Origin of the sequence: Microbacterium telephonicum, assembly GCF_003651225.1 — a bacterium.
GTDB lineage: Bacteria > Actinomycetota > Actinomycetes > Actinomycetales > Microbacteriaceae > Microbacterium > Microbacterium telephonicum.
The window spans coordinates 442,336-466,211 of record NZ_RCDB01000003.1 but is presented as its reverse complement, the minus strand read 5'-3'; the positions used below and the strand labels follow the sequence as shown (position 1 = coordinate 466,211).

General features: G+C 72.3%; 21 protein-coding genes. 7 read left to right on the top strand and 14 right to left on the bottom strand.

Features of this window, described 5'->3' with window-relative positions; translation table 11 throughout:
• The first annotated feature begins 10 nt into the window (after nucleotides 1-10).
• Nucleotides 11-1,126, top strand: coding sequence for an adenosine deaminase (locus tag C7474_RS11790; protein ID WP_121060243.1), 1,116 nt, complete (start codon nucleotides 11-13; stop codon nucleotides 1,124-1,126).
• A gap of 263 nt (nucleotides 1,127-1,389) precedes the next feature.
• Here the strand turns inward: C7474_RS11790 and C7474_RS11785 are convergent, their stop codons facing one another.
• From C7474_RS11785 to C7474_RS11745, 9 genes are all read right to left on the bottom strand, one after another.
• A complete protein-coding gene (locus C7474_RS11785; protein ID WP_121060732.1) occupies nucleotides 1,390-2,253 on the bottom strand; it encodes an endonuclease domain-containing protein in 864 nt (287 codons plus the stop codon).
• 365 nt (nucleotides 2,254-2,618) lie between these two features.
• Entirely contained in the window at nucleotides 2,619-3,344 is a 726-nt protein-coding gene (locus C7474_RS11780; protein ID WP_121060241.1) for a TSUP family transporter, read from the bottom strand.
• A gap of 37 nt (nucleotides 3,345-3,381) precedes the next feature.
• Nucleotides 3,382-4,164, bottom strand: a complete 783-nt coding sequence (locus tag C7474_RS11775; protein ID WP_121060239.1) for an alpha/beta hydrolase — start codon at nucleotides 4,162-4,164, stop codon at nucleotides 3,382-3,384.
• A 9-nt stretch (nucleotides 4,165-4,173) separates the two neighbouring features.
• The gene (locus C7474_RS11770) at nucleotides 4,174-5,328 is read right to left on the bottom strand and encodes a mannitol-1-phosphate 5-dehydrogenase (RefSeq protein ID WP_121060237.1); all 1,155 of its coding nucleotides are present in this window, start codon (nucleotides 5,326-5,328) and stop codon (nucleotides 4,174-4,176) included.
• Nucleotides 5,328-5,765, bottom strand: a complete 438-nt coding sequence (locus C7474_RS11765) for a PTS mannitol transporter subunit IIA (protein ID WP_121060235.1) — start codon at nucleotides 5,763-5,765, stop codon at nucleotides 5,328-5,330. The genes C7474_RS11770 and C7474_RS11765 overlap by 1 nt, the downstream gene beginning before the upstream one ends.
• 85 nt (nucleotides 5,766-5,850) lie before the next feature.
• Nucleotides 5,851-7,536 carry a PTS mannitol transporter subunit IIBC gene (locus tag C7474_RS11760; protein ID WP_121060233.1) on the bottom strand — a complete coding sequence of 562 codons (1,686 nt, stop codon included), beginning with the start codon at nucleotides 7,534-7,536 and terminating at the stop codon, nucleotides 5,851-5,853.
• A gap of 34 nt (nucleotides 7,537-7,570) precedes the next feature.
• Nucleotides 7,571-9,232 carry a phosphoenolpyruvate--protein phosphotransferase gene (gene ptsP / locus C7474_RS11755; RefSeq protein WP_121060231.1) on the bottom strand — a complete coding sequence of 554 codons (1,662 nt, stop codon included), beginning with the start codon at nucleotides 9,230-9,232 and terminating at the stop codon, nucleotides 7,571-7,573.
• Between the two features lie 43 nt (nucleotides 9,233-9,275).
• Nucleotides 9,276-9,548 carry an HPr family phosphocarrier protein gene (locus C7474_RS11750; RefSeq protein WP_121060229.1) on the bottom strand — a complete coding sequence of 91 codons (273 nt, stop codon included), beginning with the start codon at nucleotides 9,546-9,548 and terminating at the stop codon, nucleotides 9,276-9,278.
• The gene (locus C7474_RS11745; protein WP_121060227.1) at nucleotides 9,545-9,904 is read right to left on the bottom strand and encodes a PTS sugar transporter subunit IIB; all 360 of its coding nucleotides are present in this window, start codon (nucleotides 9,902-9,904) and stop codon (nucleotides 9,545-9,547) included. Before C7474_RS11745 ends, C7474_RS11750 begins: the two co-directional genes overlap by 4 nt.
• A 108-nt stretch (nucleotides 9,905-10,012) precedes the next feature.
• Here C7474_RS11745 and C7474_RS11740 point away from each other — a divergent pair, with 108 nt between their 5' ends.
• A complete protein-coding gene (locus tag C7474_RS11740; protein WP_199692441.1) occupies nucleotides 10,013-11,941 on the top strand; it encodes a BglG family transcription antiterminator in 1,929 nt (642 codons plus the stop codon).
• A 51-nt stretch (nucleotides 11,942-11,992) separates the two neighbouring features.
• On the opposite strand, the gene C7474_RS11735 is transcribed toward C7474_RS11740, so the two are convergent.
• The 3 genes from C7474_RS11735 to C7474_RS11725 all read right to left on the bottom strand — a co-directional run bounded on the left by C7474_RS11735 (nucleotide 11,993) and on the right by C7474_RS11725 (nucleotide 15,214).
• Complete coding sequence (locus tag C7474_RS11735; protein WP_121060225.1) at nucleotides 11,993-12,565, bottom strand: GNAT family N-acetyltransferase; 573 nt, start codon at nucleotides 12,563-12,565, stop codon at nucleotides 11,993-11,995.
• Nucleotides 12,566-12,719: 154 nt separating this feature from the next.
• Complete coding sequence (locus C7474_RS11730; RefSeq protein WP_121060224.1) at nucleotides 12,720-14,381, bottom strand: phospho-sugar mutase; 1,662 nt, start codon at nucleotides 14,379-14,381, stop codon at nucleotides 12,720-12,722.
• A complete protein-coding gene (locus C7474_RS11725) occupies nucleotides 14,381-15,214 on the bottom strand; it encodes a purine-nucleoside phosphorylase (protein ID WP_121060223.1) in 834 nt (277 codons plus the stop codon). Before C7474_RS11725 ends, C7474_RS11730 begins: the two co-directional genes overlap by 1 nt.
• Before the next feature lie 70 nt (nucleotides 15,215-15,284).
• On the opposite strand from C7474_RS11725, the gene C7474_RS11720 reads away from it, so the two are divergent.
• A complete protein-coding gene (locus C7474_RS11720; protein WP_422385800.1) occupies nucleotides 15,285-16,739 on the top strand; it encodes an NAD(P)H-quinone dehydrogenase in 1,455 nt (484 codons plus the stop codon).
• A 26-nt stretch (nucleotides 16,740-16,765) separates the two neighbouring features.
• Here the strand turns inward: C7474_RS11720 and C7474_RS11715 are convergent, their stop codons facing one another.
• Both C7474_RS11715 and C7474_RS11710 read right to left on the bottom strand, forming a co-directional pair.
• Nucleotides 16,766-18,547, bottom strand: coding sequence for an acetyl/propionyl/methylcrotonyl-CoA carboxylase subunit alpha (locus tag C7474_RS11715; protein WP_121060221.1), 1,782 nt, complete (start codon nucleotides 18,545-18,547; stop codon nucleotides 16,766-16,768).
• A gap of 78 nt (nucleotides 18,548-18,625) precedes the next feature.
• Entirely contained in the window at nucleotides 18,626-19,282 is a 657-nt protein-coding gene (locus C7474_RS11710) for a Maf family protein (protein WP_121060220.1), read from the bottom strand.
• Nucleotides 19,283-19,446: 164 nt separating this feature from the next.
• On the opposite strand from C7474_RS11710, the gene C7474_RS11705 reads away from it, so the two are divergent.
• From C7474_RS11705 to C7474_RS11690, 4 genes are read left to right on the top strand one after another with little or no spacing between them, the layout of a single operon-like run.
• Nucleotides 19,447-20,793, top strand: a complete 1,347-nt coding sequence (locus C7474_RS11705; protein WP_121060218.1) for a class I SAM-dependent RNA methyltransferase — start codon at nucleotides 19,447-19,449, stop codon at nucleotides 20,791-20,793.
• 10 nt (nucleotides 20,794-20,803) lie between these two features.
• A complete protein-coding gene (locus tag C7474_RS11700) occupies nucleotides 20,804-21,460 on the top strand; it encodes a response regulator (protein WP_121060216.1) in 657 nt (218 codons plus the stop codon).
• Nucleotides 21,450-22,685, top strand: coding sequence for a sensor histidine kinase (locus C7474_RS11695; RefSeq protein WP_121060213.1), 1,236 nt, complete (start codon nucleotides 21,450-21,452; stop codon nucleotides 22,683-22,685). Before C7474_RS11700 ends, C7474_RS11695 begins: the two co-directional genes overlap by 11 nt.
• Complete coding sequence (locus tag C7474_RS11690; protein ID WP_241965224.1) at nucleotides 22,682-23,806, top strand: hypothetical protein; 1,125 nt, start codon at nucleotides 22,682-22,684, stop codon at nucleotides 23,804-23,806. The genes C7474_RS11695 and C7474_RS11690 overlap by 4 nt, the downstream gene beginning before the upstream one ends.
• The last annotated feature ends 70 nt before the right edge of the window (nucleotides 23,807-23,876 follow it).

Sequence of the window (23,876 nt, the reverse complement as noted above, 5' to 3'; positions counted from 1 at the left end):
AGGAGCCGTCATGGCCATCGACCCGCACGCCGACCCGAAGCTGCAGGGCGTCTCGATCCGCTCGCTCCCCAAGGTGTCGCTGCACGACCACCTCGACGGCGCGCTGCGGCCGGCGACGGTCATCGAGCTCGCCGACGCGATCGGTCTCGACGTGCCCGAGCAGAATGCCGCGGAGCTCGGCGACTGGTTCGCCGAGAAGAGCGACTCCGGGTCGCTCGTGGAGTACCTGAAGACGTTCGACGTCACGACGTCGGTCATGCAGACCGCCGACGGGCTGCGCCGGGTCGCGAAGGAGTTCGTCGAGGACCTCGCCGCGGACGGCGTGATCTACGGCGAAGTGCGGTGGGCGCCCGAGCAGCACCTCGCCCGCGGACTGTCGCTGGAAGATGCCGTCGAAGCCGTGCAGGACGGCATCGAGGAGGGCGAGGACGCCGCCGAGGCGGCGGGCCACGACATCCGCGTCGGCCAGCTCATCACCGCGATGCGCCACGCCGACCGCTCGCTCGAGATCGCGAAGCTCGCCGTCGCGTTCCGCGGACGCGGCGCCGTCGGGTTCGACATCGCGGGGGCGGAGGACGGCTTCCCGGCGTCGAACCACCGCGCGGCGTTCGACTACCTGGCATCCGAATTCTTCCCGGTGACGGTGCACGCCGGCGAGGCCGCCGGTCTCGACTCGATCCGCTCCGCCCTCATCGACGGGCGCGCGTTGCGGCTCGGCCACGGCGTGCGCATCGCGGAAGACCTCGAGGTCGTCTCGCAGAAGGGCGAGGAGACCTTCGTCACGTTCGGCGATCTGGCCCGCTGGGTGCGCGACCGCGAGATCCCACTCGAGCTGTCGCCGTCGTCGAACCTGCAGACCGGCGCGATCGCCGCGTGGGGCAGCGAGCTGGCCGACCACCCGTTCGACCTGCTGTACCAGCTCGGCTTCTCGGTGACCGTGAACGTCGACAACCGTCTCATGAGCCGCACGTCGTTGACCCGCGAGCTCGCACTGCTGGCCGACGCGTTCGAGTACGGCCTCGACGACCTCGAGGCCTTCCAGCTGAACGCCGCCGCCGCCGCGTTCCTGTCGGTCGAGGAGCGCGAGGAACTCATCGAGCTCATCGGCGACGGCTTCACCCGCTGACCCGCGCCCCCGCGGCGTCCGCCTCGTCCGTGTTCACAACTCCGGAGAAATCGGGGTGACGGCGAGCGAATCGCGGGAAGCCGTGCGCTCTGCCTCGGCTTCTCCGGAGTTGTGAACGGAGCGCTCGGGCGAGCCCCCGCACGGTTCGACTCGGGGACCGGCGCCCGGCCGCCGCGCACCCACACGGCCACAACTCCGGAGAATCGCGGCGTTCGCTTGCCGTACGAGGAGGCCGGCCGCCGCTAGCCCGCGCTCCTCCGGAGTTACGGACGTCGCGTCCGGGGCGCGCCGTGCGCCAGCGCGTCGCGGAGAGTCGCCGCGACCTCGTCGGGGCGGTGCAGGATGTCTTCGGCGAGCAGCCGCACGGTCGTGAAGCCGAGGCGCGCGGCCGCGGCGTCGCGACGGATGTCGCGCTTGCGCGCCGCCCAGTCGCCGTGGTGCGCCGCGCTGTCGCACTCGACGATGAGCCACCCGTCGACCACGAAGTCCACGCGACCGACGGTGCCGATCTCGACCTGGAGGTCGAACGAGCACCCGAGCGTGCGGAGGATCAGACGAACGAGGGTCTCGGTCCCCGACTCCGCTCGCGGGTCCAGCAGCGCACGCAGACGGCGGTAGCGTCGCGGCAGGCGGGTGAACACCTCGGCGATGCCGACCGCGTCGACGAATCCGAGATGCCAGGCGCTGTCCAGTGTGGCGATCGCCGCGCGCGGAGCCTGGCAGAGCACCGCCTGAGCGAGTGCTTCCACCGGATCGGTGAGAACCGCGGTGGGACCCGCGGCCGTCGGTCGCCAGTGGCGCACCACTGCCGGTCCGGGCGTCGGCACGCGCGTGCTGTCGGGGTCGAGCTGGAAATGCAGCGCATCTGCGGCCTGCACGAAGACGCCGCAGATCGCCAGCAATGAGACGCAGTCGAGGCGGCCGCCGAGTCGCACCGCCTCGTGCAGGTCCTGTCGTGTGCCGGCGGGCAGGTAGCGGCCACGGCGCGGGCGCAGCAGCATCCCGAGTCGAATCGCGGTCGTGATCGCACGTGGTGTGACACCCTGCGCGATCAGCTCCGATCTCTCGAGGCAGGCGGGTGGCACATCGGCGGGGAGGAAGGCGGAGAGCTTCGCGATGCGGAACATGGCGTCCACGGTGGTGCGTTGTGGGACGCGGCGGGACGGCGCGCGGCCGAGATGGGGACTGCGGCGGGACTGTCGCGGCTTGGGGAGGATGAGCAGAGACGTTCAGAAGTCCGGAGATGCGGGCCCGATCTTGCCGGAACCGTGCACCGGGCGCCATTCTGCACGCGAGATTCCGGAGTTGCGAACGCTGCCCGAGCACACCGTCCGTGTCCCACCCGGCGAGGGCAGCCCGACGATCTCGCTACCGGCGGCGGCGTCGTCGCGTCCGCAACTCCGGAAAACCGCCCGCGGACCGTGCGACTTCGGCGCTGAGCGTCGCACTGCGGCGCAGTTCTCCGGAGTTGTGAACGGCGACCGAGCGTGAGTCAGGTCCCGAGGAGGGCGACGACGCCGCGGGCGAGGACGACGACGGCGCCGGCCCACGCGATCGCGAGCATCGCGCGGCGCGCGAGCGGGGCGGGCACGCGGTGCGCCGCGAGCGTGCCGATCAGGATGCCGACCACCGTGACGCCGATCAGGATGCCGGTGTCCGAAAGCGGCAGGGCGGGGAGCCCGCGCAGCAGCACGCCGACGCCGCTGAAGACGACGAAGATCACCTGCACGCTCGCCGCGAACGACCGCTGCGGCCACCGGTCGCCGACGGCGTGGGCGGCCAGCGCCGGCCCGGACAGCCCGCTCGCCGTTTGCATGAACCCGGCCGCCGCGCCGGCGGCGATCGCCCCCGACCGTCCGCTGAGCGCCCGGGCGAGGGCGGGGAGGAACCCGGCGGTCAGCGCGAACACGGCCAAAGCCCCGATCAGCAGCAGCAGTGCCGGCTCGGGGAGCACGTGCGAGACCAGGATGCCGATCGGCGCCGTGATCAGGCCGGGCCAGACGAGCCACGACGAGCGGCGCCAGTCGACCTCCCGCCACACGAGCGGCACCGCGGCGACCGCGGCCACGAGGGCGAGCAGCACGGCGACGGTGACCCCCTCGCCGGGGCCGTACAGCAGCACGACGGGCCCGATCAGCACGAGCACGAAGCCGAGGCCGGTGATCCGCTGGATGACGGCGGCGACGAGCGTCGCGAAGCATGCAAGCAGGAGGGTCACGGGGCGACACCCTAGCGGGCGCGGGCGAACGGGCGGGTCAGGGGAGCGGGACGGAGGTCTCGAACACGGCCACCTCGTCGGTGATCCGCGCGATCATCTCGTCGTCGGGGATGCTGGGTGTTCCGTCGCCGTCCTGCAGGCCGTAGTCGCCGAACGAGGAGTGCGAGGCGCCGTCGATCTCGACGAACGTCGCGTCCGCCGGCAGCTTCGGCGCCGCATCCGCGATCTTCTGCGGCGTCGACAGGCCGTCTTCGCTGCCGGCGAGACTCAGTACGGGCAGGCCGGAGTCGGACAGGTCCTCGGCGCAGTACGACGCGAACAGCACGACCCCGTCGGCATCGCCGGCGAGCATGCACGCGCGCACGCCGCCCAGGGAATGGCCGCCGACGAGCCAGCGGTCGACGCCCGGCACGAGGTCGGTGAACGTCGACAGCGGCCGCATGTCGAAGAACGCGAGGTTCAGCCAGGGCTTGGTGATGACGACGGTGAGGCCGTCGTCGGCGACGAGCCCCGACAGTTTGCTCGCATACGCCCACGGGTCGACCTTGCCGCCGGGGATGAACACGAGACCGGTGTCGGACCCGCCGGATGCCGGTGCCATCACGATCGCGGCGCCGTCGTCGCTGAGGGCGATCGCGGGATCTGCCCGCACCGCCGCGAGCGGCGCGGGTTCGGCGGCGGCCACGTCGACCTGGCTCCACACGAACACGCCGACGGCCGCGAGGAGCACGAGGGCGCCGAGGGCGCCGAAGATCCACCCCACGATGCGACGTCCCCGTCTCTTCCGCGGCGGGGAGGGGACGGGGACGTCGGCGGTCATGGATCGAGTCTACGAAGCGAGCTCCGCCTGTCGCGCCGCCACGACCTCCTGCACCTGCCCGAACAGCGGATGCTGCGGCTCCAGGCCCGTGACGGACGCTGTGAACGCGGCGGGGTCCTCGTCGCGCAGGCGCTGCTGCAGCTCGACGGCCTGCGCGTCTTCGGCGTCGGTGAACCGCAGCGCGGCTGCGATCGCGGCCACCAGCGCCGTCGTCGACAGACCGCGCTCGGCGGCTTGGGCGGCGGGGCCGATGAAGCGCTCGTGGCGCGAGAGCTTGCGCAGCGGCTGACGGCCCACCCGGCCGACGGTGTCGGGCAGTTCCGGGTTCGCGAACCGGCGCAGGATCGTCGCGCGGTAGTCGGCGAGCTCGGCGGGGTCGAGGCCGTGTTTGGCCACGAGCAGCGCCGAGGTCTCCTCGAGCGTCGCGGCGACCTGCGCGGCCACCGACGGGTCGGCGAGGGCGTCGGAGATCTTGTCGGCCCCCGCCTGCGCCCCGAGGTACGCGGTGGTCGCGTGGCCGGTGTTGACGGTGAAGAGCTTGCGCTCGATGTACGGGGCGAGGTCGTCCACGAAGTGGGCGCCCGGGATGTGCGGGGGAGTGTCGCCGAACGGCGGCCGCTCGATGGCCCACTCGTAGAAGGGCTCGACGGTCACGTCCACGCCGGCACCGGCGGGCTGGGCGGGCACGATCCGGTCCACCGCGGTGTTGGCGAACACCGCTCGCCCGGACAGCGACTCCCACTCCGCGCCCGCCTGCGCGACGATCTCGGCGCGCAGCAGATCGGTGGCCCCGATCGCGTTCTCGCAGGCCATCACCTGCAGGGGTGCGGCATCCGCGGGTCGCGCACGGAGCGCGGCGAGGACGGGCGGCGCCACGAACTTCAGGATCGTGGGGCCGACGGCCGTCGTGACGACGTCGGCCGAGGCGATCTCGGCGACGAGCTCGTCGGGCTGGGCGGCGCTGTTGAGCGCCCGGAACCCGGTCACGACCTTGTCGGTGCCGCCTTCGCCGACCTCGTGCACGGTGTATTCGGATGCCGCGTTGATCGCGTCGACGAGGGGTGCGGCGACGTCGGAGAAGACGAGTTCGTACCCGCCTTCGTGCAGCAGCAGCCCGACGAACCCGCGACCGATGTTGCCGGCGCCGAAGTGGACGGCCTTCATCAGCTGTTGACCGACGACAGGCGCTGGAAGATCTCCTCGGGGCTCGAGGCGGCCTTGAGGGTCGCGACCTCGTCGTCGTCGGAGAAGATCAGGGCGATCTGGGAGAGGATCTCGAGGTGCTCGTCGCCCTTTCCGGCGATGCCGACGACGAAGGTCACCGGCTGCCCGCCCCAGTCGACTCCGCCGTCGTAGCGCACGAACGACAGCGCCGAGTCGAGGATGGTGTCCTTCGTCTCGTTCGTGCCGTGCGGGATGGCGAGCTCGTTGCCCATGTAGGTGGAGACGGTCTCCTCCCGCAACTGCATGGCGTCGTAGTAGGCGGCGGTGACGGCGCCGGCCTCCTGCAGGATGGCGGCGGCCTCGCGCATCGCGTCGTCCTTGCTGACGGAGCCGGAGTGGATGCGCACCTGCTCGAGCTTCAGAACCTGGTCGGACATGGGGTCTCCTTCTGTGTCGATGCCTCTGGGGATGCGGGCGGACGGATGCGGGGCGCAGCGACGTGTGCCGCTGCGCCCCGACCCGTCACGCGCCGTCTTCGTGCTGCTGGCGGATGAGGTCGACGACCTCGTCGTACTTCGGGGAGTTCATGAAGTTGTCCACCGACACGTGCAGCGCGCTGGGGGTGCGACCGCGGGCGCGGTCGGTCAGCTGCTGCTGCGTGATGACGAGGTCTTCGCTGCCGTCGAGGTTCGCGATGGCCTTGTTGGTCACCGAGACGTCGTCGTAGCCCGCCTTCTTGATCTTGTTGCGGAGCACGCTCGCGCCCATCGCCGACGAGCCCATGCCCGCGTCGCACGCGAACACGACACTCTTGATCGGGGCGACGGTGCCGACACCGCCGCCGGCGATCGCGTCGGCCGCGAAGTCGGCCTGGATCGGCATCTGACCGCCGCCGACGCCCGCGTTGGAGGCCGCACCGGACCGCAGACCGGCGAGCGTGTCGGACGACTTGCCCTTGTTGGCCTCGGTCTGCGCGATCGCGGCCTCGAAGTTCGCCGACGCCTCGGCCTCGGCGGCGAGGTCCCGCTTGCGCGAGGCGCGCAGGATCACGGCCGTGATGAGAAACGTGACGACCGCGGCGAGGATCACCGAGAGGTACACGACGAGCAGGTTTGCCACGCCGGGGCCGATCGCCGCGGCGGTGACCGCGATGATGCTGCCGGGCGCCGCGGGGAAGCCGAGGCCGCCGCCGAGGAGCATGTTCGTGGTGACACCGGTCGCGCCGCCCGCGATGAGGGCGAGGATCGTCATCGGCTTGCTGAGGGCGTACGGGAAGTAGATCTCGTGGATGCCGCCGACGAACTGGATGATCGCCGCACCGGGAGCCGAGGCCTTGGCCGCGCCGACGCCGAAGAACGTGAAGGCGAGCAGCAGACCCACACCGGGGCCGGGGTTGGCCTCGATGAGGAACAGGATCGACTTGCCGGTCTCGGTGGCCTGCTCGATGCCGAGCGGGGTGAACACGCCGTGGTTGATCGCGTTGTTGAGGAACAGCACCTTCGCCGGCTCGACGATGATCGAGACGATCGGCAGCAGGTTGAACGAGACGAGCCAGTCGACGACGCTGCCCAGCACCGTGCTGATCCCGAGGAAGAACGGACCGAAGGCGAAGAAGCCGACGATCGCGAGGATCATGCCGAGGATGCCGGCGGAGAAGTTGTTGACGAGCATCTCGAAGCCGGGCTTGATCTTGCCGTCCCACAGCTTGTCCATCTGCTTGGTGATCCAGGCCGCGAGGGGACCCATGATCATCGCGCCGAGGAACATCGGGATGTTGGTGCCGACGATGACACCCATCGTCGCGATGGTCGCCACGACGCCACCGCGGGCGTCGTAGACCATGCGGCCGGCGGTGTTGGCGATCAGAAGCGGAAGCAGGTAGGTGACCATCGCGCCGACGAGGCCGGTGTAGGCCTGGAAGGTGCCCGCGTCGCCCTCGGCGAGCTGGGTCATCGCACCCTGCCAGCCGATGGCCGCCGCGTCGCCGCCGCCGCCGATGATCTCGGCGACCGGGAACCAGTGCCAGCCGAAGGGGCTCTTGGCGCCGAAGAACCCGGCCGGGATGAAGAGCATCGTGATGAAGCCCCAGGCGATGAACGCCGCGATGTTCGGCATGATCATGCCGGACAGGAATGTGCCGAATCGCTGTACCGCGACTCGTGCACTGCCCTTCTTCGCTGAAGTGGCGGTGGTGGACGCCGTTGTCATTATCGGGTTTTCTCCTTTTCGGGTGTCGCCGGAGTTATCCGGCGGTCTCAGCCGCGTCCTGAGCGGCGGAACGGGCGGATGCCGCGTCATCGGCGGCGAGGGCGGCCGCGGCGATGCGCTCGGCATCTTCGCGGGTGTACTGCAGCAGCGATGCGCGCACGTCGGCCAGGGCCGTGGGCGCCATCGACAGGGTCGTCGCACCGAGGCCGACGAGCACGACCGCCAGCAGGGGGTCGGCGGCGGCCTCGCCGCAGATGCCGACCGGCTTGCCGTTGACGCGCCCGCCGTCGCCGGTCGCCTTGATGAGGCGGAGGACGGCGGGGTGCCACGGGTCCTGGAACGACGCGACCGAGCCGAGGAGGCGGTCGGCGGCGAGCGTGTACTGGGTGAGGTCGTTGGTGCCGATCGAGGCGAAGTCCGCGATCTGCAGCACGCGGTCGGCCAGGAGCGCCGACGAGGGGACCTCGACCATGACGCCGGCCGTCTTGATGCCGTACTCGCGGGCGAGCTCGGTGAAGTAGGTGGTCTCCTCGACGGTGGACACCATCGGCGCCATGACCCACAGGTCGGCCTCGGTCTCGGCGTCGGCCTGGGCGAGGGCGGTGAGCTGCTCGCGGAGGATGTCCTCGCTGGCGCGGAGGGCGCGCAGGCCACGCAGGCCGAGAGCGGGGTTCTCCTCGTGGGCGTCGTTGAGGAAGGCCAGCGGCTTGTCGGCACCGGCATCCAGGGCGCGCACGACGACCTTCTTGCCGGGGAAGGCGCTCAGCAGCTCGACGTACGACTTCTTCTGTTCCTCGACGGTCGGCGCCTGCGTGGCCGAGAGGAACAGGAACTCGGTGCGGAACAGGCCCACGCCTTCGGCGCCGAGCTCGACGGCCTCGGCGGCGCCGCCGGGCTTGCCGAGGTTCGCCAGCAGCGGGACGGCGGTGCCGTCCTTCAGGGCGCCCGGGGTGAGCGGGGCGGATGCGGCGGCCTTGCGGGCGTCGGCGCGGTTCTGCGCCTGCGCGAGCTCGTCGGCGGTCGGCTGGGTCGTGACGGCGCCCTTGGCGGCGTCGACGATCACCGTCTCGCCGTCGACGAGGCCCTTCGCGTCGACGGCGCCGACGACGGCGACGATCGACTTCTCGCGGGCGAGGATCGCGGTGTGCGAGGTCGGGCCGCCGTCGGTGGTGACCAGGGCCAGCACCTTGTCGAGGTCGAGCAGTGCGGTGTCGGCGGGCGCGAGGTCCTTCGCGACGAGCACGAACGGGTGACCGGGGTCGGGGACGCCGGGGGCGGCCACGCCGCGCAGGCGCGCGATGACGCGCTGGGCGACGTCGTCGAGGTCGGCCGCGCGCTCGCCGAGGTAGCCGCCCATCGCGGCCAGCTGGTCGCGGAACGAGGCGAACGCGTCGTAGACGGCGAACTCGCCGGTCTTGCCGGCGGCGGTGCGGGTGGAGACCTCGCTGTCGAGGGTGGGGTCCTCGGCCATCATGGCCTGCGCCTCGAGCACCTCCCGAGCCGCTCCGCCGGCGGTGGCCCCGCGCTCTTCGAGCTCACGGGCGACCGCGGCGACGGCCTCGCGCACCCGGGCCAGCTCTGCGTCGGCTCCCAGGGTGCTGGGGGCGTCGCTCGGGGCGGGCAGCGGCTCCGCCATCCGGGCCACGGGTCCCTGGGCCACGCCCAGTCCGATGCCGACTCCACGCAGTTCGCTCATTGTTCCTTCGTCTCCTTCGTCGTTGTCGGTGGTGGGGCGGCCGTCACTCGTCGTGATCGGTCGTCAGCAGTTCTGCGAGCGTGTCCAGCACGCTGTCGGCGTTGTCGCCCTCCGCCGTGAGGGTCACGTAGTCGCCCTTCTCGGCGCCCAGCGCGATGACACCCAGGATGCTGCCCGCGTTGGCGGGTGCACCGGCGCCCTTGGCGATCGTCACGGGGATGCCGGCATCCTTCACCGCCTGTGCGAAGAGCTTGGCGGGGCGCGCGTGCAGCCCGTTCGACGACCCGATGCGGATGGTGCGGGTGGCGGTGCTCATGGCATGGTCCCTTCGCTGGGGGTGGGGTGGTTCTCGGTGGCCGCGTCGGCCTCGGCGGTGAGGGCGGCGTCGACGAGCGCGAGGGTGCGCGACCCGTCGATGTCGCCGAACACGTCGGCCGGAAGGAGCACGACACGGGTGCCGCGCGGGCCGGCGGCACGGGTGATCTGATCGAGGACGTGCTCGAGGTGGGGTCCCACGAGCACGACGTCGGCGGCGTCCAGGTCGATCGGGAGCGACTGCTCGGTGCCGGCGACGGCACTCAGGTCGCGCCCGCGCGCGTGCGCCGCGTGTCGGACACGCTGCGCGACGAATGTGCTGGACGCTCCCGCGCCGCACACCACCAGGATCCTCATCGACCCGCCTCCTTCGGAGCCATTCTTGTGAAACCCCTGAACGCAGACAACCAGGGGAACTTCCGCCCGGGCGGAAACCGGGTCCGCACCGCATGGAAGACTGGGGCGGTGAGCAGAGCGCGACAGGACCGGCTGGTGACGCTGCTCTCCCGCGAGGACGACTGGATCACCGCCGCGGAGCTCGCCGACCTCATCGGTGTCACGCCGCGCAGCATCCGCAGCTACGTCACGGCGGTCAACGCCCGCGTCCGCGTCGGCACGGCGATCGAGTCCGGTCCGCTCGGCTATCGCGGCGGGCCGGAGCTGCCGACGGCGGCCCGAGCCGGGGGGATCGAGGAGGGCACCCCCCGCGAGCGGCTGCACCGACTCATCCGCGACATCCTCGCCGCGCCCGACGGGCTCGACGTCTACGAGACGGCCGACGCCTACTTCGTCAGCGCCGCGACGATCGAATCCGACTTGAGCCGGGTGCGGTCGCTGCTGACCGGCACGCGGCTGACGCTGGAACGCTCCGGCCCCCGCGCGCGACTGCGCGGCAGCGAGATGGACCAGCGGCGCCTGCTCAGCCGGCTCGCGCACGACGAGACCGACGACGGCGCGTTCGACCTCGTGACGCTGCGCCGCGCGCTCGGACGATCCACGGTCGGCGCCGGCGTCTTCGGTCCGCTCAAGCGCGACCTCGTCGCCGAGCTGTCGGGGCTCGGCTACTACGTCAACGAGTTCGGCATCGGCGACGTGCTCATGCACATCGCCATCGCCGCCGACCGCGTCACCCGCGACCGCGGACTCGACGAGGCCGTCAGCGCCCCCGTGGGGGACGCCGCCGCACGCATCTCGGACGTCGTCGACCGCCTTTCCCGGCGCCACCTCGACATCGGGTTCGGTGCCGGCGACCTCGCCCATCTCGCGGCGCTCGTGCAGAGCCGCGTCGTCGCGCCCGGTGCGACCGCGCCGATCGCGACGATCCGCAAGGGCCTCGATCCCGCCGTCGAGACGGCGGTGCGCGAGGCGGTGAGCCTGGCGGCATCCGAGTTCCTCGTCGACATCGACCACGAGGACTTCGTGCTGCGCCTCGCCCTGCACGTGCAGAACCTTCGCCAGCGCGCCGCCGAGCAGGCGTGGTCGCGCAACCCGCTCACCCGGTCGCTGAAGACGACGTATCCGATGATCTTCGAGGTGGCCGTCTTCATCGCCGACCGGCTGCGGGGGCTGCTCGGCATCGCGCTGCTCGACGACGAGATCGCCTACATCGCGATGCACGTCGGAGGCCGTCTCGAGCGCAGCCGCAGCGACGGCGGGCTGCTCACCGCCACGATCGTGTGCCCCGGCTACTACGAGCTGCACGAGCTGCTGCACTCGTCGATCTCGCGCTCGCTCGGTCAGGCGATCGACGTCGTCGGGGTCGACACGCACGTCGACCCCGACTGGGCGGCGATCGACACCGACCTCGTGCTCACCACGATCGACGCCCCCGTCGGCGGCGACCGGATCGTGCGCATCCAGCCGTTCCTCACCGAAGCCGACATCGAGCGGGTGCAGGCCGCGGCGGGGCGGGTGCGCCGGGCGCGGCGGCTCGCGCGACTGCGCGCCGAGCTGGAGCGCTACTTCTCGCCCGACGCGTTCGTGTTCGGGCTCGACCCGGACGCCGGCTCCGACGGGGCGATCGCCCGGCTGGGGGCGCTGCTGGTGGCCCAGGGCGTCATCGACGACGATTACGTCACGCGGGCGCTGGAGCGGGAGAAGCTGTCGTCGACGGCGTTCACCGACGCGCTCGCCGTCCCGCACGCGATCGGGATGACCGCGACGCGCACCGCGATCGCGGTCGGGATCGCCGACCCGTCGATGCCGTGGGGCGACGGCCGCGTGCAAGTGGTCGCGATGGTCGCTTTCTCGGAGTCGGACCGCGCCGCGTTCCAGACCGTGTTCGAGCAGCTCGTCGAGGTGTTCAGCGAGCGTGACAGCGTGCAGCGCATCGTGCGGCGCGGCACGACGTTCGGCGCGTTCCTCGACGAGCTCGTCGCCGTCGTCGACGGCTGAGCCGGCGGCATCCGGTCGCTCGGGACCCGACGGCACCGGAGGCGCGCGCGGTCAGCCGCGGGCGAGTCGCTCCTGCAGGCCGCGCTTGACGGCGGGCCACTCGTGCGGCAGCACCGAGTAGACCACGGTGTCGCGGAGCGTGCCGTCGGGACCGAGGCGGTGGTTGCGCAGCACGCCGTCGAGCTTGGCGCCGAGCCGCTCGATCGCGGCGCGGGACTGGCGGTTGTGCCAGTGGGTGCGGAACTCGACGGCGATGGCGTCGCACGTCTCGAACGCGTGGCCGAGCAGCAGGAGCTTGGCGGCGGTGTTGACCGCCGTGCGCTGCACGGTGGGCGAGAGCCACGTGTAGCCGATTTCGACGTGCCGGTTCGGCTGGTCGATGCTGCACAGCGTCGTCATGCCGACCGCGACCCCGGCGTGGACGACCGCGAACGGGTTCATCCGACCCGCCGCGTGCTCTGAACGCCGGTGCGCGATCTCGTCGGGCGCCGAAGCGGGCACCGACGTGTACCAGGCGTACGCGAGCCCCTCCGCCGCGCGGGTGAGGTCGGCGGCGTGGTCCGGGGAGAGCGGTTCGAGCCGCACGTGGGCGTTCTCGAGGACGACGGGGTCGGTCAGCAGCACACGTGCGAGCCTACGGCCGTTCACAACTCCGGAAGAACGGGGCACCGCCGGTCGGTGCCCCGCGTGATCGCGGGGGTCGCCGCACCGGCCGTGTGCGATCCTCCGGAGTTGTGAACGGTCGGCGCCGTTGCTTCGCCCGCCGGGTGCGTCTGTTTCAGCCCTGCGCCGCGGACACGAGCGCGCGGGCGCCCGCATCGAGCGCCGCCAGCCGCGCCTCGGCGTCGACGGCGGACTCGCCCCGCACGTCGAGGTACACCTTGAGCTTCGGCTCGGTGCCGCTGGGGCGCACGATGACACGCGAACCGTCGTCGAGCCAGTACCGCAGCACGTCGCCGGCGGGCGCGTCACCGCCGCCCTCGGCGAGGTCCTCGATCCGGGCCACCCCGACCTCGCCGACGGATGCCGGCGGGTCCAGGCGCAGGGCGGCCATGATGCGTCCGATGATCGCGACGTCGTCCACGCGCACCGAGACCTGCCCCGACGCGAACGCGCCGAACGTCTCGTCGAACTGCGCGAGCAGGTCGGCGAGCGTGCGTCCCTCTTCACGTGCTTCCGCGATCAGTCCGAGCATCGCGATCGCGGCCGAGATGCCGTCCTTGTCGCGCACGGTGCCGGGGTTCACGAGGTAGCCGAGGGCTTCCTCGAAGCCGTAGACGATGCCGGGGGCGCGCGAGATCCACTTGAAGCCGGTGAGGGTCGCGTGGAAGTCGAGGCCGTAGTGCTCGGCGACCGCCTGCAGGCCGGGCGACGACACGAGCGAGCACGCGAGCGACCCGCCCGACGTCGCCGTGCGCGCGGCGCGCCAGCCCAGCAGCAGCCCCACCTGGTTTCCGGTGAGCCGGCGCCAGCCGCCGTCGGCATCCGCGTCCGGGATCGCGACGGCCAGGCGATCGGCATCGGGGTCGTTCGCGAGGATGAACTCGGCCCCCGCCGCGCGTGCGGTCTCGTAGGAGAGGTCCATCGCCCCCGGCTCCTCCGGGTTCGGGAACGACACCGTCGGGAACGCGCCGTCCGGTTCGATCTGGGCGTCGACGACCGTCGGCTGCGGGTAGCCGGCGAGGTCGAGGATGCGGGCGAGCGTCTCGTGCCCGACCCCGTGCATCGCGGTGTAGACCCACCGCATCCCGGCGGCGCCCGCCGGGGCGGGGGCGACCGTGGCGGTCGCGGTGACGTAGGCGTCGACGACCTCCTCGTCGGCGATCTCGTATACGCCGCGGGGGAGCGTACCCAGGTCTTCGGCATCGGCGACGCGCTGGATGTGCGCGGCGATCTCGGCGTCGGCGGGCGAGACGATCTGCGAGCCGCCGTCCGCACCGCCCAGGTACACCTTGTATCCGTTGTCGTCGGGCGGGTTGTGCGAGGCGGTGACCATGACACCGGCATCCGCGCCCAGGTGCCGCACGGCGTAGGCGAGCACCGGGGTCGGCAGCAGCCGCGGCAGCAGGATCGCCCGCAGGCCGGCCCCGGCGAACAACTCGGCGCTGTCACGCGCGAACACGTCGGAGTTGCGCCGGCCGTCGTAGCCGATGACGACCGTCGGCGGCGCGTCGGGGCCGGCCTTGTCGTTCAGGTAGGCGGCGAGCCCCGCCGCGGCCTGCCCCACGAGCACGCGGTTCATGCGGTTCGACCCGGCGCCGAGCCGTCCTCGCAGTCCCGCCGTGCCGAACGCGAGTCGTCCGGCGAAGCGGTCGTCGAGGTCGGCCTGCGCGTCGGCGTCGCCGGCATCCGCCCGCTCGATCAGGTCGGCGAGCTCGGCGCGCGTGACCTCGTCGGGGTCCTGCGCGAGCCAGGCGCGCGCGGCCGCGAGGGCCGACATCACAGCTCTCCGATGACGCGGGCGAGCAGATCGGAGATGACCGGCTCGGCCTCGCGCCCGGCTTCGATGACCTCCTGGTGGCTGAGCGGGGTGGTCTGGATGCCGGCGGCCATGTTCGTGATGAGCGAGAAACCGAGGATCTCCATGCCCGCCTGACGGGCGGCGATCGCCTCGAGGGCGGTGGACATGCCGACGATGTGGCCGCCGATCGTCTTCGCCATCCGCACCTCGGCCGGCGTCTCGTACTGGGGGCCGCGGAACTGGCAGTAGACGCCCTCGTCGAGGCTCGGGTCCACGCGCCGTGCGACGTCGCGCAGCCGCGTCGAGTACAGGTCGGTGAGGTCGATGAAGGTCGCGCCCTCCAGCGGCGAGTCGCCGGTGAGGTTGATGTGGTCGCTGATGAGCACCGGCGTGCCGGCCTTCCACGTGCTCTTGATGCCGCCCGCGCCGTTGGTGAGCACCATCGTCTTCGCGCCGGTCGCGGCGGCCGTGCGCACACTGTGCACGACGCGACGCACACCGTGGCCCTCGTAGTAGTGGGTGCGGGCGCCGATGACGAGCACGCGCTTCCCCTTCGGGGTCAGGATGCTGCGCAGTGAGCCGACGTGCCCCGCCAGGGCGGGCGCGCTGAAGCCGGTGACCTCGGTGGCCGGGATGGTGACGGTGGTCTCGCCGACGAGGTCGGCGGCCTTGCCCCAGCCGCTGCCGAGCGTGAGGGCGATGTCGTGGTGGTCGACGCCGGAAAGGCGTGCGATGTCGGCGGCGGCGGCCGCGGCGATCTCGAACGGGTCGGCGGTCGGATCGTCGAGCGGGTTGCTGGTCGTGTGGGACATGATCCGAGTCTAGGAAATCGACCGCCCGGACGGCATCGGGACCTTCAGGGGACTTGAGACAATGGACATCATGACCTCGAGCTTCGTGAACACCCAGACCGTCGCCGTGCTCGGCGGCGGTCCCGGCGGCTACGAGGCGGCGCTGGCCGCCGCCCAGCTGGGCGCCGAGGTGACCCTCGTCGAGCGCGCCGGGGTCGGCGGGGCCGCGGTCATCACCGACGTGGTCCCGTCGAAGAGCCTCATCGCCACCGCCGACGCCGCCGTCGCGATCGCGGAGGCCTCCGAGCTCGGCGTGCAGCTGTATGCGAAGGGCGACACCGGAACGCCCCTGCGCCCCGAGATCGCGATCAACCTCGCCGCCGTCAACAAGCGCCTGCTGGCGCTGGCCCGGCAGCAGTCCGACGACATGCGGGCGCAGCTGGTCGAGGCGGGCGTGCGCATCGTCTCTGGCCACGGACGTCTCGACGGGCCGCGCGCGCTCGTCGTGTCGACCGGCCCCGGCGGCACCGATTTCGAGCGCGTCGAGGCGGACACGCTCGTCGTCTCGGTCGGCGCATCGCCGCGCGAACTGCCGTCGGCCCGCCCCGACGGGGAGCGGATCCTCACCTGGACGCAGCTCTACGACATGACGGCGCTGCCCGAGCACCTCATCGTGGTCGGCTCGGGCGTGACCGGTGCGGAGTTCGCGTCGGCGTACATGAACCTCGGCGCGAAGGTGACCCTCGTCTCCTCGCGCGACCAGGTGCTGCCCGGCGAGGATGCCGATGCCGCCGCCGTGCTGGAGAAGGTGTTCCGCCGCGGCGGGATGACGCTGCTGTCCCGATCGCGCGCCGAGAAGGTCGAGCGTGTCGGCGACGGCGTCGTCGTGACCCTCGCGGACGGGCGCACGATCGAGGGCAGCCACTGCCTCATGGCCGTGGGCGCGGTGCCGAACACCGCGGGGATCGGCCTCGAGGAGGCGGGCGTGCAGCTCGCGGCATCCGGACACATCCAGGTGAACCGCGTCGCGCGCACGTCGGTGTCGAACATCTACGCGGCGGGCGACTGCACGACCTTCGTGCCGCTGGCCTCGGTCGCCTCGATGCAGGGGCGGATGGCGGTCTTCCACGCCCTCGGCGACACCGTCATCCCGCTCGAGCAGCGCCGCATCACGGCCAACATCTTCACGGCGCCCGAGATCGCGACGGTGGGCTGGCAGGAGAAGGACCTGGAGGGCAGCGGCCTGAAGGGCTACGTGCACAAGCTGCCGTTGGCCGCGAACGCCCGCGCGAAGATGATGCGGGTCAAGGACGGCTTCGTGAAGATCCTCGCCCTGGAGGGATCCGGAACGGTGCTCGGCGCCGTCATCGTCGCGCCCCGCGCCTCGGAGCTCATCTACCCGCTCGCGATCGCCGTGGAGCGGCGGCTGACCGTCGACCAGGTCTCCCGCGTCTTCGCCGTGTTCCCGTCCCTCAGCGGTTCGATCACGGATGCCACCCGCGCGATGCACCAGGTGCACCGCGACGAGGAGGACGCCCTCGCCTGACCCGCACCGGAGTCGGCGGAGCCGGGTCAGTTGATCGTCAGGAGGCGGTGGCCGGCGGCGACGGTCGTGCCGGGCTGCGCGTCGATCCCGCCGATGACGCCGTCCTTGTGCGCCTGGATCGGCTGCTCCATCTTCATCGCCTCGAGTACGACGACGAGGTCGCCCTTGACGACCTGCTGCCCGTCCTCGACGGCGAGCTTCACGATCGTCGCCTGCATCGGCGAGGTCACCGCGTCGCCCGAGGCGCCGGCGACCGCGGTCGTGGCGTGCGAGCGGCGCGAAGGTGGCACCACGGTGGGGCGGCCGACCTTCGCGGGGGACTGGGTGATGCGCTCGGGCAGGCTCACCTCGAGGCGCTTGCCCGACACCTCCACCACGACGGTGTGCCGCGGGGCGCCGGCCTCGGGGGTCTCCGCCTCGCCGTCCCAGGCCGGGATGTCGTTGACGAACTCGGTCTCGATCCAGCGCGTGTACACGCCGAACACGCCGTCGTCGGCGGTGAAGGCGGGGTCGCGCACGACTTTGCGGTGGAAGGGCAGCACGGTCGGCATGCCGGCGACCTCGAACTCGTCGAGCGCGCGTCGCGACCGCTCGAGCGCCTCGGCGCGGTCGCGGCCGGTCACGATGATCTTGCCGAGCAGCGAGTCGAACGCGCCCGAGACCGAGTCGCCGGCGGTCACGCCGGAGTCCAGGCGGATGCCGGGACCGCCGAAGGTCTTGAACTGGTGGATGCGGCCCGGCTGCGGCAGGAAGTTCCGGCCCGGGTCCTCGCCGTTGATGCGGAACTCGAACGAGTGGCCGACGGGGGCCGGGTCGTCGTAGTCGAGCACGCCGCCCTCGGCGATGCGGAACTGCTCGCGGACGAGGTCGATGCCGGTGACCTCCTCGGAGACCGGATGCTCGACCTGCAGGCGCGTGTTCACCTCGAGGAACGAGATCGTGCCGTCGGCGCCGATGAGGAACTCGCACGTGCCCGCACCCTGGTAGCCGACCTCCTTGAGAATGGCCTTGGATGCGGTGTACAGCGTGCGGTTCTGCTCGTCGGTGAGGAACGGCGCGGGCGCCTCCTCGACGAGCTTCTGGTGGCGGCGCTGCAGCGAGCAGTCGCGTGTGGAGACGACGACGACGTTGCCCTCGGCATCCGCCAGGCACTGCGTCTCGACGTGGCGGGGCTGGTCGAGGTACTTCTCGACGAAGCACTCGCCGCGACCGAACGCCGTGATCGCCTCGCGGGTCGCGGATTCGAACAGTTCGGCGACCTCGTCGATTTCGCGCGCGACCTTGAGGCCGCGGCCGCCGCCGCCGTAGGCGGCCTTGATCGCGATGGGCAGGCCCACCTCCTGCGCGAAGGCGATGACCTCGTCGGCGCCGGCGACGGGGCCGGGGGTTCCGGGGGCGAGAGGCGCCCCGACCTTCTCGGCGACGGCCCGCGCGGTGACCTTGTCGCCGAGGGCCTCGATGGCCTCGGGCGACGGGCCCACCCACACCATTCCGGCGTCGACGACGGCGCGGGCGAACTCGGCGTTCTCGGCGAGGAAGCCGTATCCGGGGTGCACGGCGTCGGCGCCGGAGCGCCGGGCGACGGAGAGGATCTTCTCGATCGACAGGTACGTCTCGGCGCTCGTGGCGCCGTCGAGCGCGTAGGCCTCGTCGGCGAGGCGGACGTGCATCGCGTCGCGGTCCTGGTCGGCGTAGACGGCGACCGAGGCGCGGCCCGAATCGCGGGCGGCGCGGATGACGCGGACGGCGATCTCGCCCCGGTTCGCGACGAGAACCTTGGAGATGCGCCGAGTGGGGGTCTGAGGCATGAATGCCAGCCTACCGAGCCGGGAGAACCGCTCTTTGGATCAGGTGCACAAGATCAACCGCGAAACATGTGCGAACGCCTACGACGTTGTGGAGGTCCTCCAGAGGTCGGTCCAGACGATGTCCAGCTCGCGCGCGAGCGCCCGCACCGTCGACAGCGACATGCCGACCACCGTGGACGGGTCGCCCTCGACGCGTTCGATGAACGCGCCGCCGAGGCTGTCGACCGTGAACGCGCCGGCCACCTGCAGCGGCTCGCCGGTGGCCACGTAGGCGGCGATCTCGGCATCCGTCACGTCGGCGGCGAACGACACGGATGCGGCGGCCACGGCGTGCGCCTCGCTCGGCGCGGTTCCCGGAGCGAGCCGGAATACACTGTGGCCGGAATGAAGCACGCCGGTGCGGCCGCGCATCGCGCGCCACCGGGCGGTCGCCACCTCGGGCGTGTAGGGCTTGCCGAGGATCTCGCCGTCGAGTTCGAACATCGAGTCGCCGCCGACCACGATGCCGTCGAAGTCCGGCTGCTCGTCGGCCAGGCGCGCGGCGACGTCCGCGGCCTTGCGGCGGGCGAGGGTGAGCACGTGCTCCTCGGGGGAAAGGGTGCGTCCCTCGTGCACCTCGATCGCCGCGATGACCTCCTCCTCATCGACCTGGGGGGCCATCGTGAGCGGTTCGATCCCCGCCTGCCGCATGAGCATGAGGCGGGCGGGCGAAGTGGAGGCGAGGCACACGCGCATGCCCCCCACCGTACCGACGCGCCGGCGGAGGCACCGCACCACCGCGAGACCTCAACTGCCCGACGAGACCGCGGCGGAACCCCACGGTCTGGTCCTCCCGTTGAGGTCTCGCGGACGTCGACGCAGGGCCGTACCGAAGCCCCCGCGTGTGGGAGAGTCGAGGGATGGATGCCGGAGACACCCTCGACCTCGACGTGACCGCCGTCGCCCACGGCGGCGTGTTCGTCGCACGCGTGCCCGCCGAGGCGGACGGCGATGCAGCGGCGGAGGGACGCGGCGGCCGGGTCGTGTTCGTACCCGACACGATCCCCGGCGAGCGGGTGCGGGTGCGGCTCACCGATACCCGCAAGTCGTCGTTCTGGCGCGGCGAGGTGCTCGAAGTGCTGGATGCGTCGCCGCACCGGCGTCCGCACGTGTGGCGCGCCGCCGACGTCGACACCGCGCCCGAGCGGCGCCCCGGCGGCGCCGACTTCGGTCACATCGCGCTTGCGCACCAGCGCACCCTCAAGACCGACGTGATCCGCGACGCCCTGCAGCGGGTCGGCGACGTCGATGTGCCGGTGACGATGGAGCCCGCTCACGCCGGCCGCGGCGCCGACGGCGAGGCCGGCGAGGACGGCGACGGGCTCGGATGGCGCACCCGCGTGAGCCTGCACGTCGACGACGCGGGCCGCGTCGGGCCGTACGCCGCCCGCAGCCACCGCGTCATCGAGGTCGACGACCTGCCCCTCGCGACGCCCGAGATCGCCCGCGCGGCGCTGCACCGCCACGGCGGCGGCGCCGGCCGCATCGACCTCGTCCAGCCTGCCGACGGGCGCGTGCGCGTGATCACGCGGGCAGACGCGCCCACCGGCCGTGGCCGCGGACCGCGCCGCGGCGGACGCGCCCCCGGAGCCGTCGACCCCGCCGCGCGGGAGGTCGTGATCGAGACCGTCGGGTCGCGCGCGTTCCGCGTCGACGCCGGCGGCTTCTGGCAGGTGCACCGCCTCGCGGCGACCACCCTCACGGATGCCGTCACCGACGCCCTGGACGGGCTCGTCGACCCTGCGGCGGAGCACCTCGACCTGTACGGCGGTGTCGGGCTGCTCGCCGCGGCGGTCGCCGACCTCGGCGGCGCCGGCATCCGCATCACGACGGTCGAGTCCGATGCCCGCGCGACCGAGCACGCCGGGGAGAACCTCGCGTCGTGGGTGGGCGCGCGTGCGGAGACCGGCCGCGTCGACCGGTGGTTGGGCGCCCTGACCGCTTCCGCCTCGGCCGCGCAGCGCGCGCGACTGGCCGCCGGAACGGTCGTGCTCGACCCGCCGCGCGCGGGCGCCGGCGCCGACGTGGTCGACCTCGTCGCGGGGCTGCGTCCCGCGCACGTCGTCTACGTCGCGTGCGACCCCGTCGCCCTCGCCCGCGACCTCCGCACGTTCCGCGCCCACGGCTACGACACCGCGTCCGTGCGCGGACTCGATCTGTTCCCGCACTCGCATCACGTCGAGGCCGTCGCGGTGCTCTCCCGATAAAGTGAGCGCCATGACCCGCATCGCCCTCATCGACGACCACGAGTCGGTGCGGCTCGGGATCGAAGCCGCCTGCGCGCGCGTCGCCGCCACGGACGTCGTGTTCTCGGGATCGACCGTGCGCGAGTACCTCGCGTGGCGCACCTACGCGGCCGCGCCGCCCGCCGACGTCGTCGTGCTCGACCTCACCCTCGGCGACGGCACGACGCCGACCGAGAACGTGACGCGCGTCATCCGCGACGGCTCCCCGGTCATCATCCATTCCGTCGCCGACCGGCCCGCCTCGGTGCGCGAAGCGCTCGCCGCCGGCGCCGCCGGTGTCATCAGCAAGGCCTCCCGCACCGGCGACGTGCTCGCCGCGATCGGCGTCGTCGCGCGCGGCGAACCGCTCGACAACGTCGAATGGGCCAGCGCCGTCGAGGGCGACCGGGCATTCGCCGACGCGCAGCTGTCGGCCCGCGAGCGCGACGTGTTGCGGCTGTACGCCGCCGGGCTGCCGCTGAAGGCGGTCGCCGACCGCCTCGGCATCGCCTACTCGACGGCCAAGGAGAACATCACGCGCGTGCGCGTCAAGTACGTCGAGGTCGGCCGGCCCGCCCCGACGAAGGTCGATCTGCTGCGTCGGGCGATGGAAGACGGCCTCGTCGACGAGAGCACCGATGAGCACTGACGCGCCGGTCGGGCGCATCGACCCGGATGTGCGCCGCGCGCTCAGCGGCATCTCGGCGGGAGCGGCCAACTTCACCCGCGCACGCATGGAGCGCATCCTCGAGGTCGTCGTCGCGGGCGGCACCGCGCTGCTGGGCGTGCAGTCGCTGCTGAACGCCTTCGCCTCCACGCAGGAGTCGCCGACGTGGCACGGGATCCTGCTGATCACGGCCTTCGCGCCGTGGGCCGTCATGATCGCGGCCCTGCTCACCGGTCGCGGCGTGCGCGCGTCGACGCGGGTCTTCGCGATCGTGATGCCGCTCGTGCTCGTGTGCTGGCCCATCGCGACGGCGGGACGCGACCCCGGCGTCGGTTCGCCGTGGGTCTGGTACATGCTCAACGTCGTGTCGGCCGCGACGGTCTTCGCCTTCAGCGTCCCGCTGCAGATCGTGTGGGCCGCCGGTGTCCCCGTCGTCTACGTCGTGGCACGCCTCATCCAGCTCGGCTTCCCGGCCGGCGAGATCATCCTCGTCGTGCTCGACGGCATGTTCGCGATGATCCTGGGCGGCGTCATCGTCGCGCTCGGCATGATCCTGCGCTCCGTCGCGGCGCAGATCGACCTGTCCCGTCGTGAGACGGTCGCCTCCTACGCGGCTGCCGCGGCGGCGGAAGCGGCCGAGAAGGAGCGCGTGGCGGTGGCGGCGCTCATGCACGACAGCGTGCTCGCGGCCCTCATCTCCAGCGAGCGCGCCGCGACTGAGCGTGAGGAGACCCTCGCCGTGGCGATGGCCCGCGAGGCCCTCACCCGCCTCGCCAACGCCGACCGCGACGCGAACGAGGGCTCCGACGAGCCGATCGAGGCCGATCTCGTCATCGCGCGGCTGCAGAAGGCGATCGACGACTTCCACGTCGCGCTCACCGTCGACGTCACCGGTGACGCGTCGACGCTGCGCATTCCGGGACGCGTGGCCAGCGCCCTCGTGCTGGCCGCGACGCAGGCGATCGCCAACTCGGTGCAGCACGCCGGCGCCTCGGGCATGGAGGTGCAGGTGCGGGTGCAGCCGTGGGCCATCGGCATCCGCATCTCCGACCGCGGCCCCGGCTTCGACCCCACCGCCGTCCCCGACGACCGTCTCGGCATCCGCGGCTCGATCAACGCGCGGATGGCGGCTGTCGCCGGCCGTGCCCGCGTGCTGTCGGGCCCCGGTGGCACCGTCGTCGCCCTCGACTGGGGGCGGTCGTCGTGAGCGCCAGCATCCGCCCGTTCCTGTCGTGGCTGGCCGTCGCCTTCACCGTCTACCTGACGATCGGCGGGCTGCTGTGGACGACGCCCGGCGCCGTGCAGCAGCCGGTCGTCGCGGTCGCCTCCCTCGCGCTCTACCTGCTCACCGCCCTCGTCTGCATCTTCTGGCCGGCGCCCACCGCGACGGTAGGCGACGGCCCCGCCGGTGAGCTGACCCGGCCCTCCCCGCTGCCGCTGTGGACCACGGTCCTCGCGCTCGGGGTCGCCGTGATCGTCCCGAACGCGACCTGGCTGTCGGTCGAGGCGGCGTCGCGGTCGCAGAGCTTCGCGACGTGGGGCCTCGGCGGCATCGGCGCGCTCATGGCGATCCTCGTGGTGCGCGGCCGGGTCTGGTTCGCGTGGGCGGGCGTGGCCATCGTCGTCGGTGAGGCGATCTTCTGGATCGGCGTCGCCGACGCCGTCGCGCTCGGCGCCGTCGGCGCCGTGCTGTGGGTCGGCATCGCGCACCTCGTGACGGGGCTCGTCGGGCGCGCCGCGCGCGACACCGCCGAGCTCACGCAGCTGCAGCGGGCGGCATCCGAGTGGCTCGCCTCGCAGGAGGGCGGCCGGCGCGAGCGCCGCGCACAGGTGCAGCGCGCCCTCGCGATCGCCGGTCCCGTGCTCGCCCGTGTCGTCGAAGCCGACGGACGGCTCTCCGACGCCGAACGCGAGCAGGCGCACCTGGCCGAGGGAGCGTTGCGCGACGAGTTGCGCGCCTCCCGCCTGCTCGACGACGAGGTGCGCGCTCAGCTCGACGCGGCGCGCCGCCGCGGCGCGGTGGTCTCGGTCACCGACGAGGGCGGCCTCGACGACCTCGACGTCGAGACGCTCACCGAGATCCGCGCGCGGCTGGCCGCGGCGCTGACCGACACGTCGTCGGAGCAGGTGTTCGTGCGCACTTCGACGCACGGCGACACCGCCGTCACGGTCGTCGGTCGGTCGCGGGGCGGCGACGGCGAGGATGTCGTCGACCTCTGGCACGAAATCGAGCGCACGACCCCGGTGTTCCCAGGTCGGAACGCCGCCGGCGACGGCGCCGCCGCCGGCGCCGAGGAGCCTGCGGAGCCCGAGGCCCCTCGTCCGTAGCCGCGTGCGCTTCCGCAGTCACGAACGGTGGCTTGCGGATGTTGCGCCCCACCGTTTGTGGCTGGGGAGC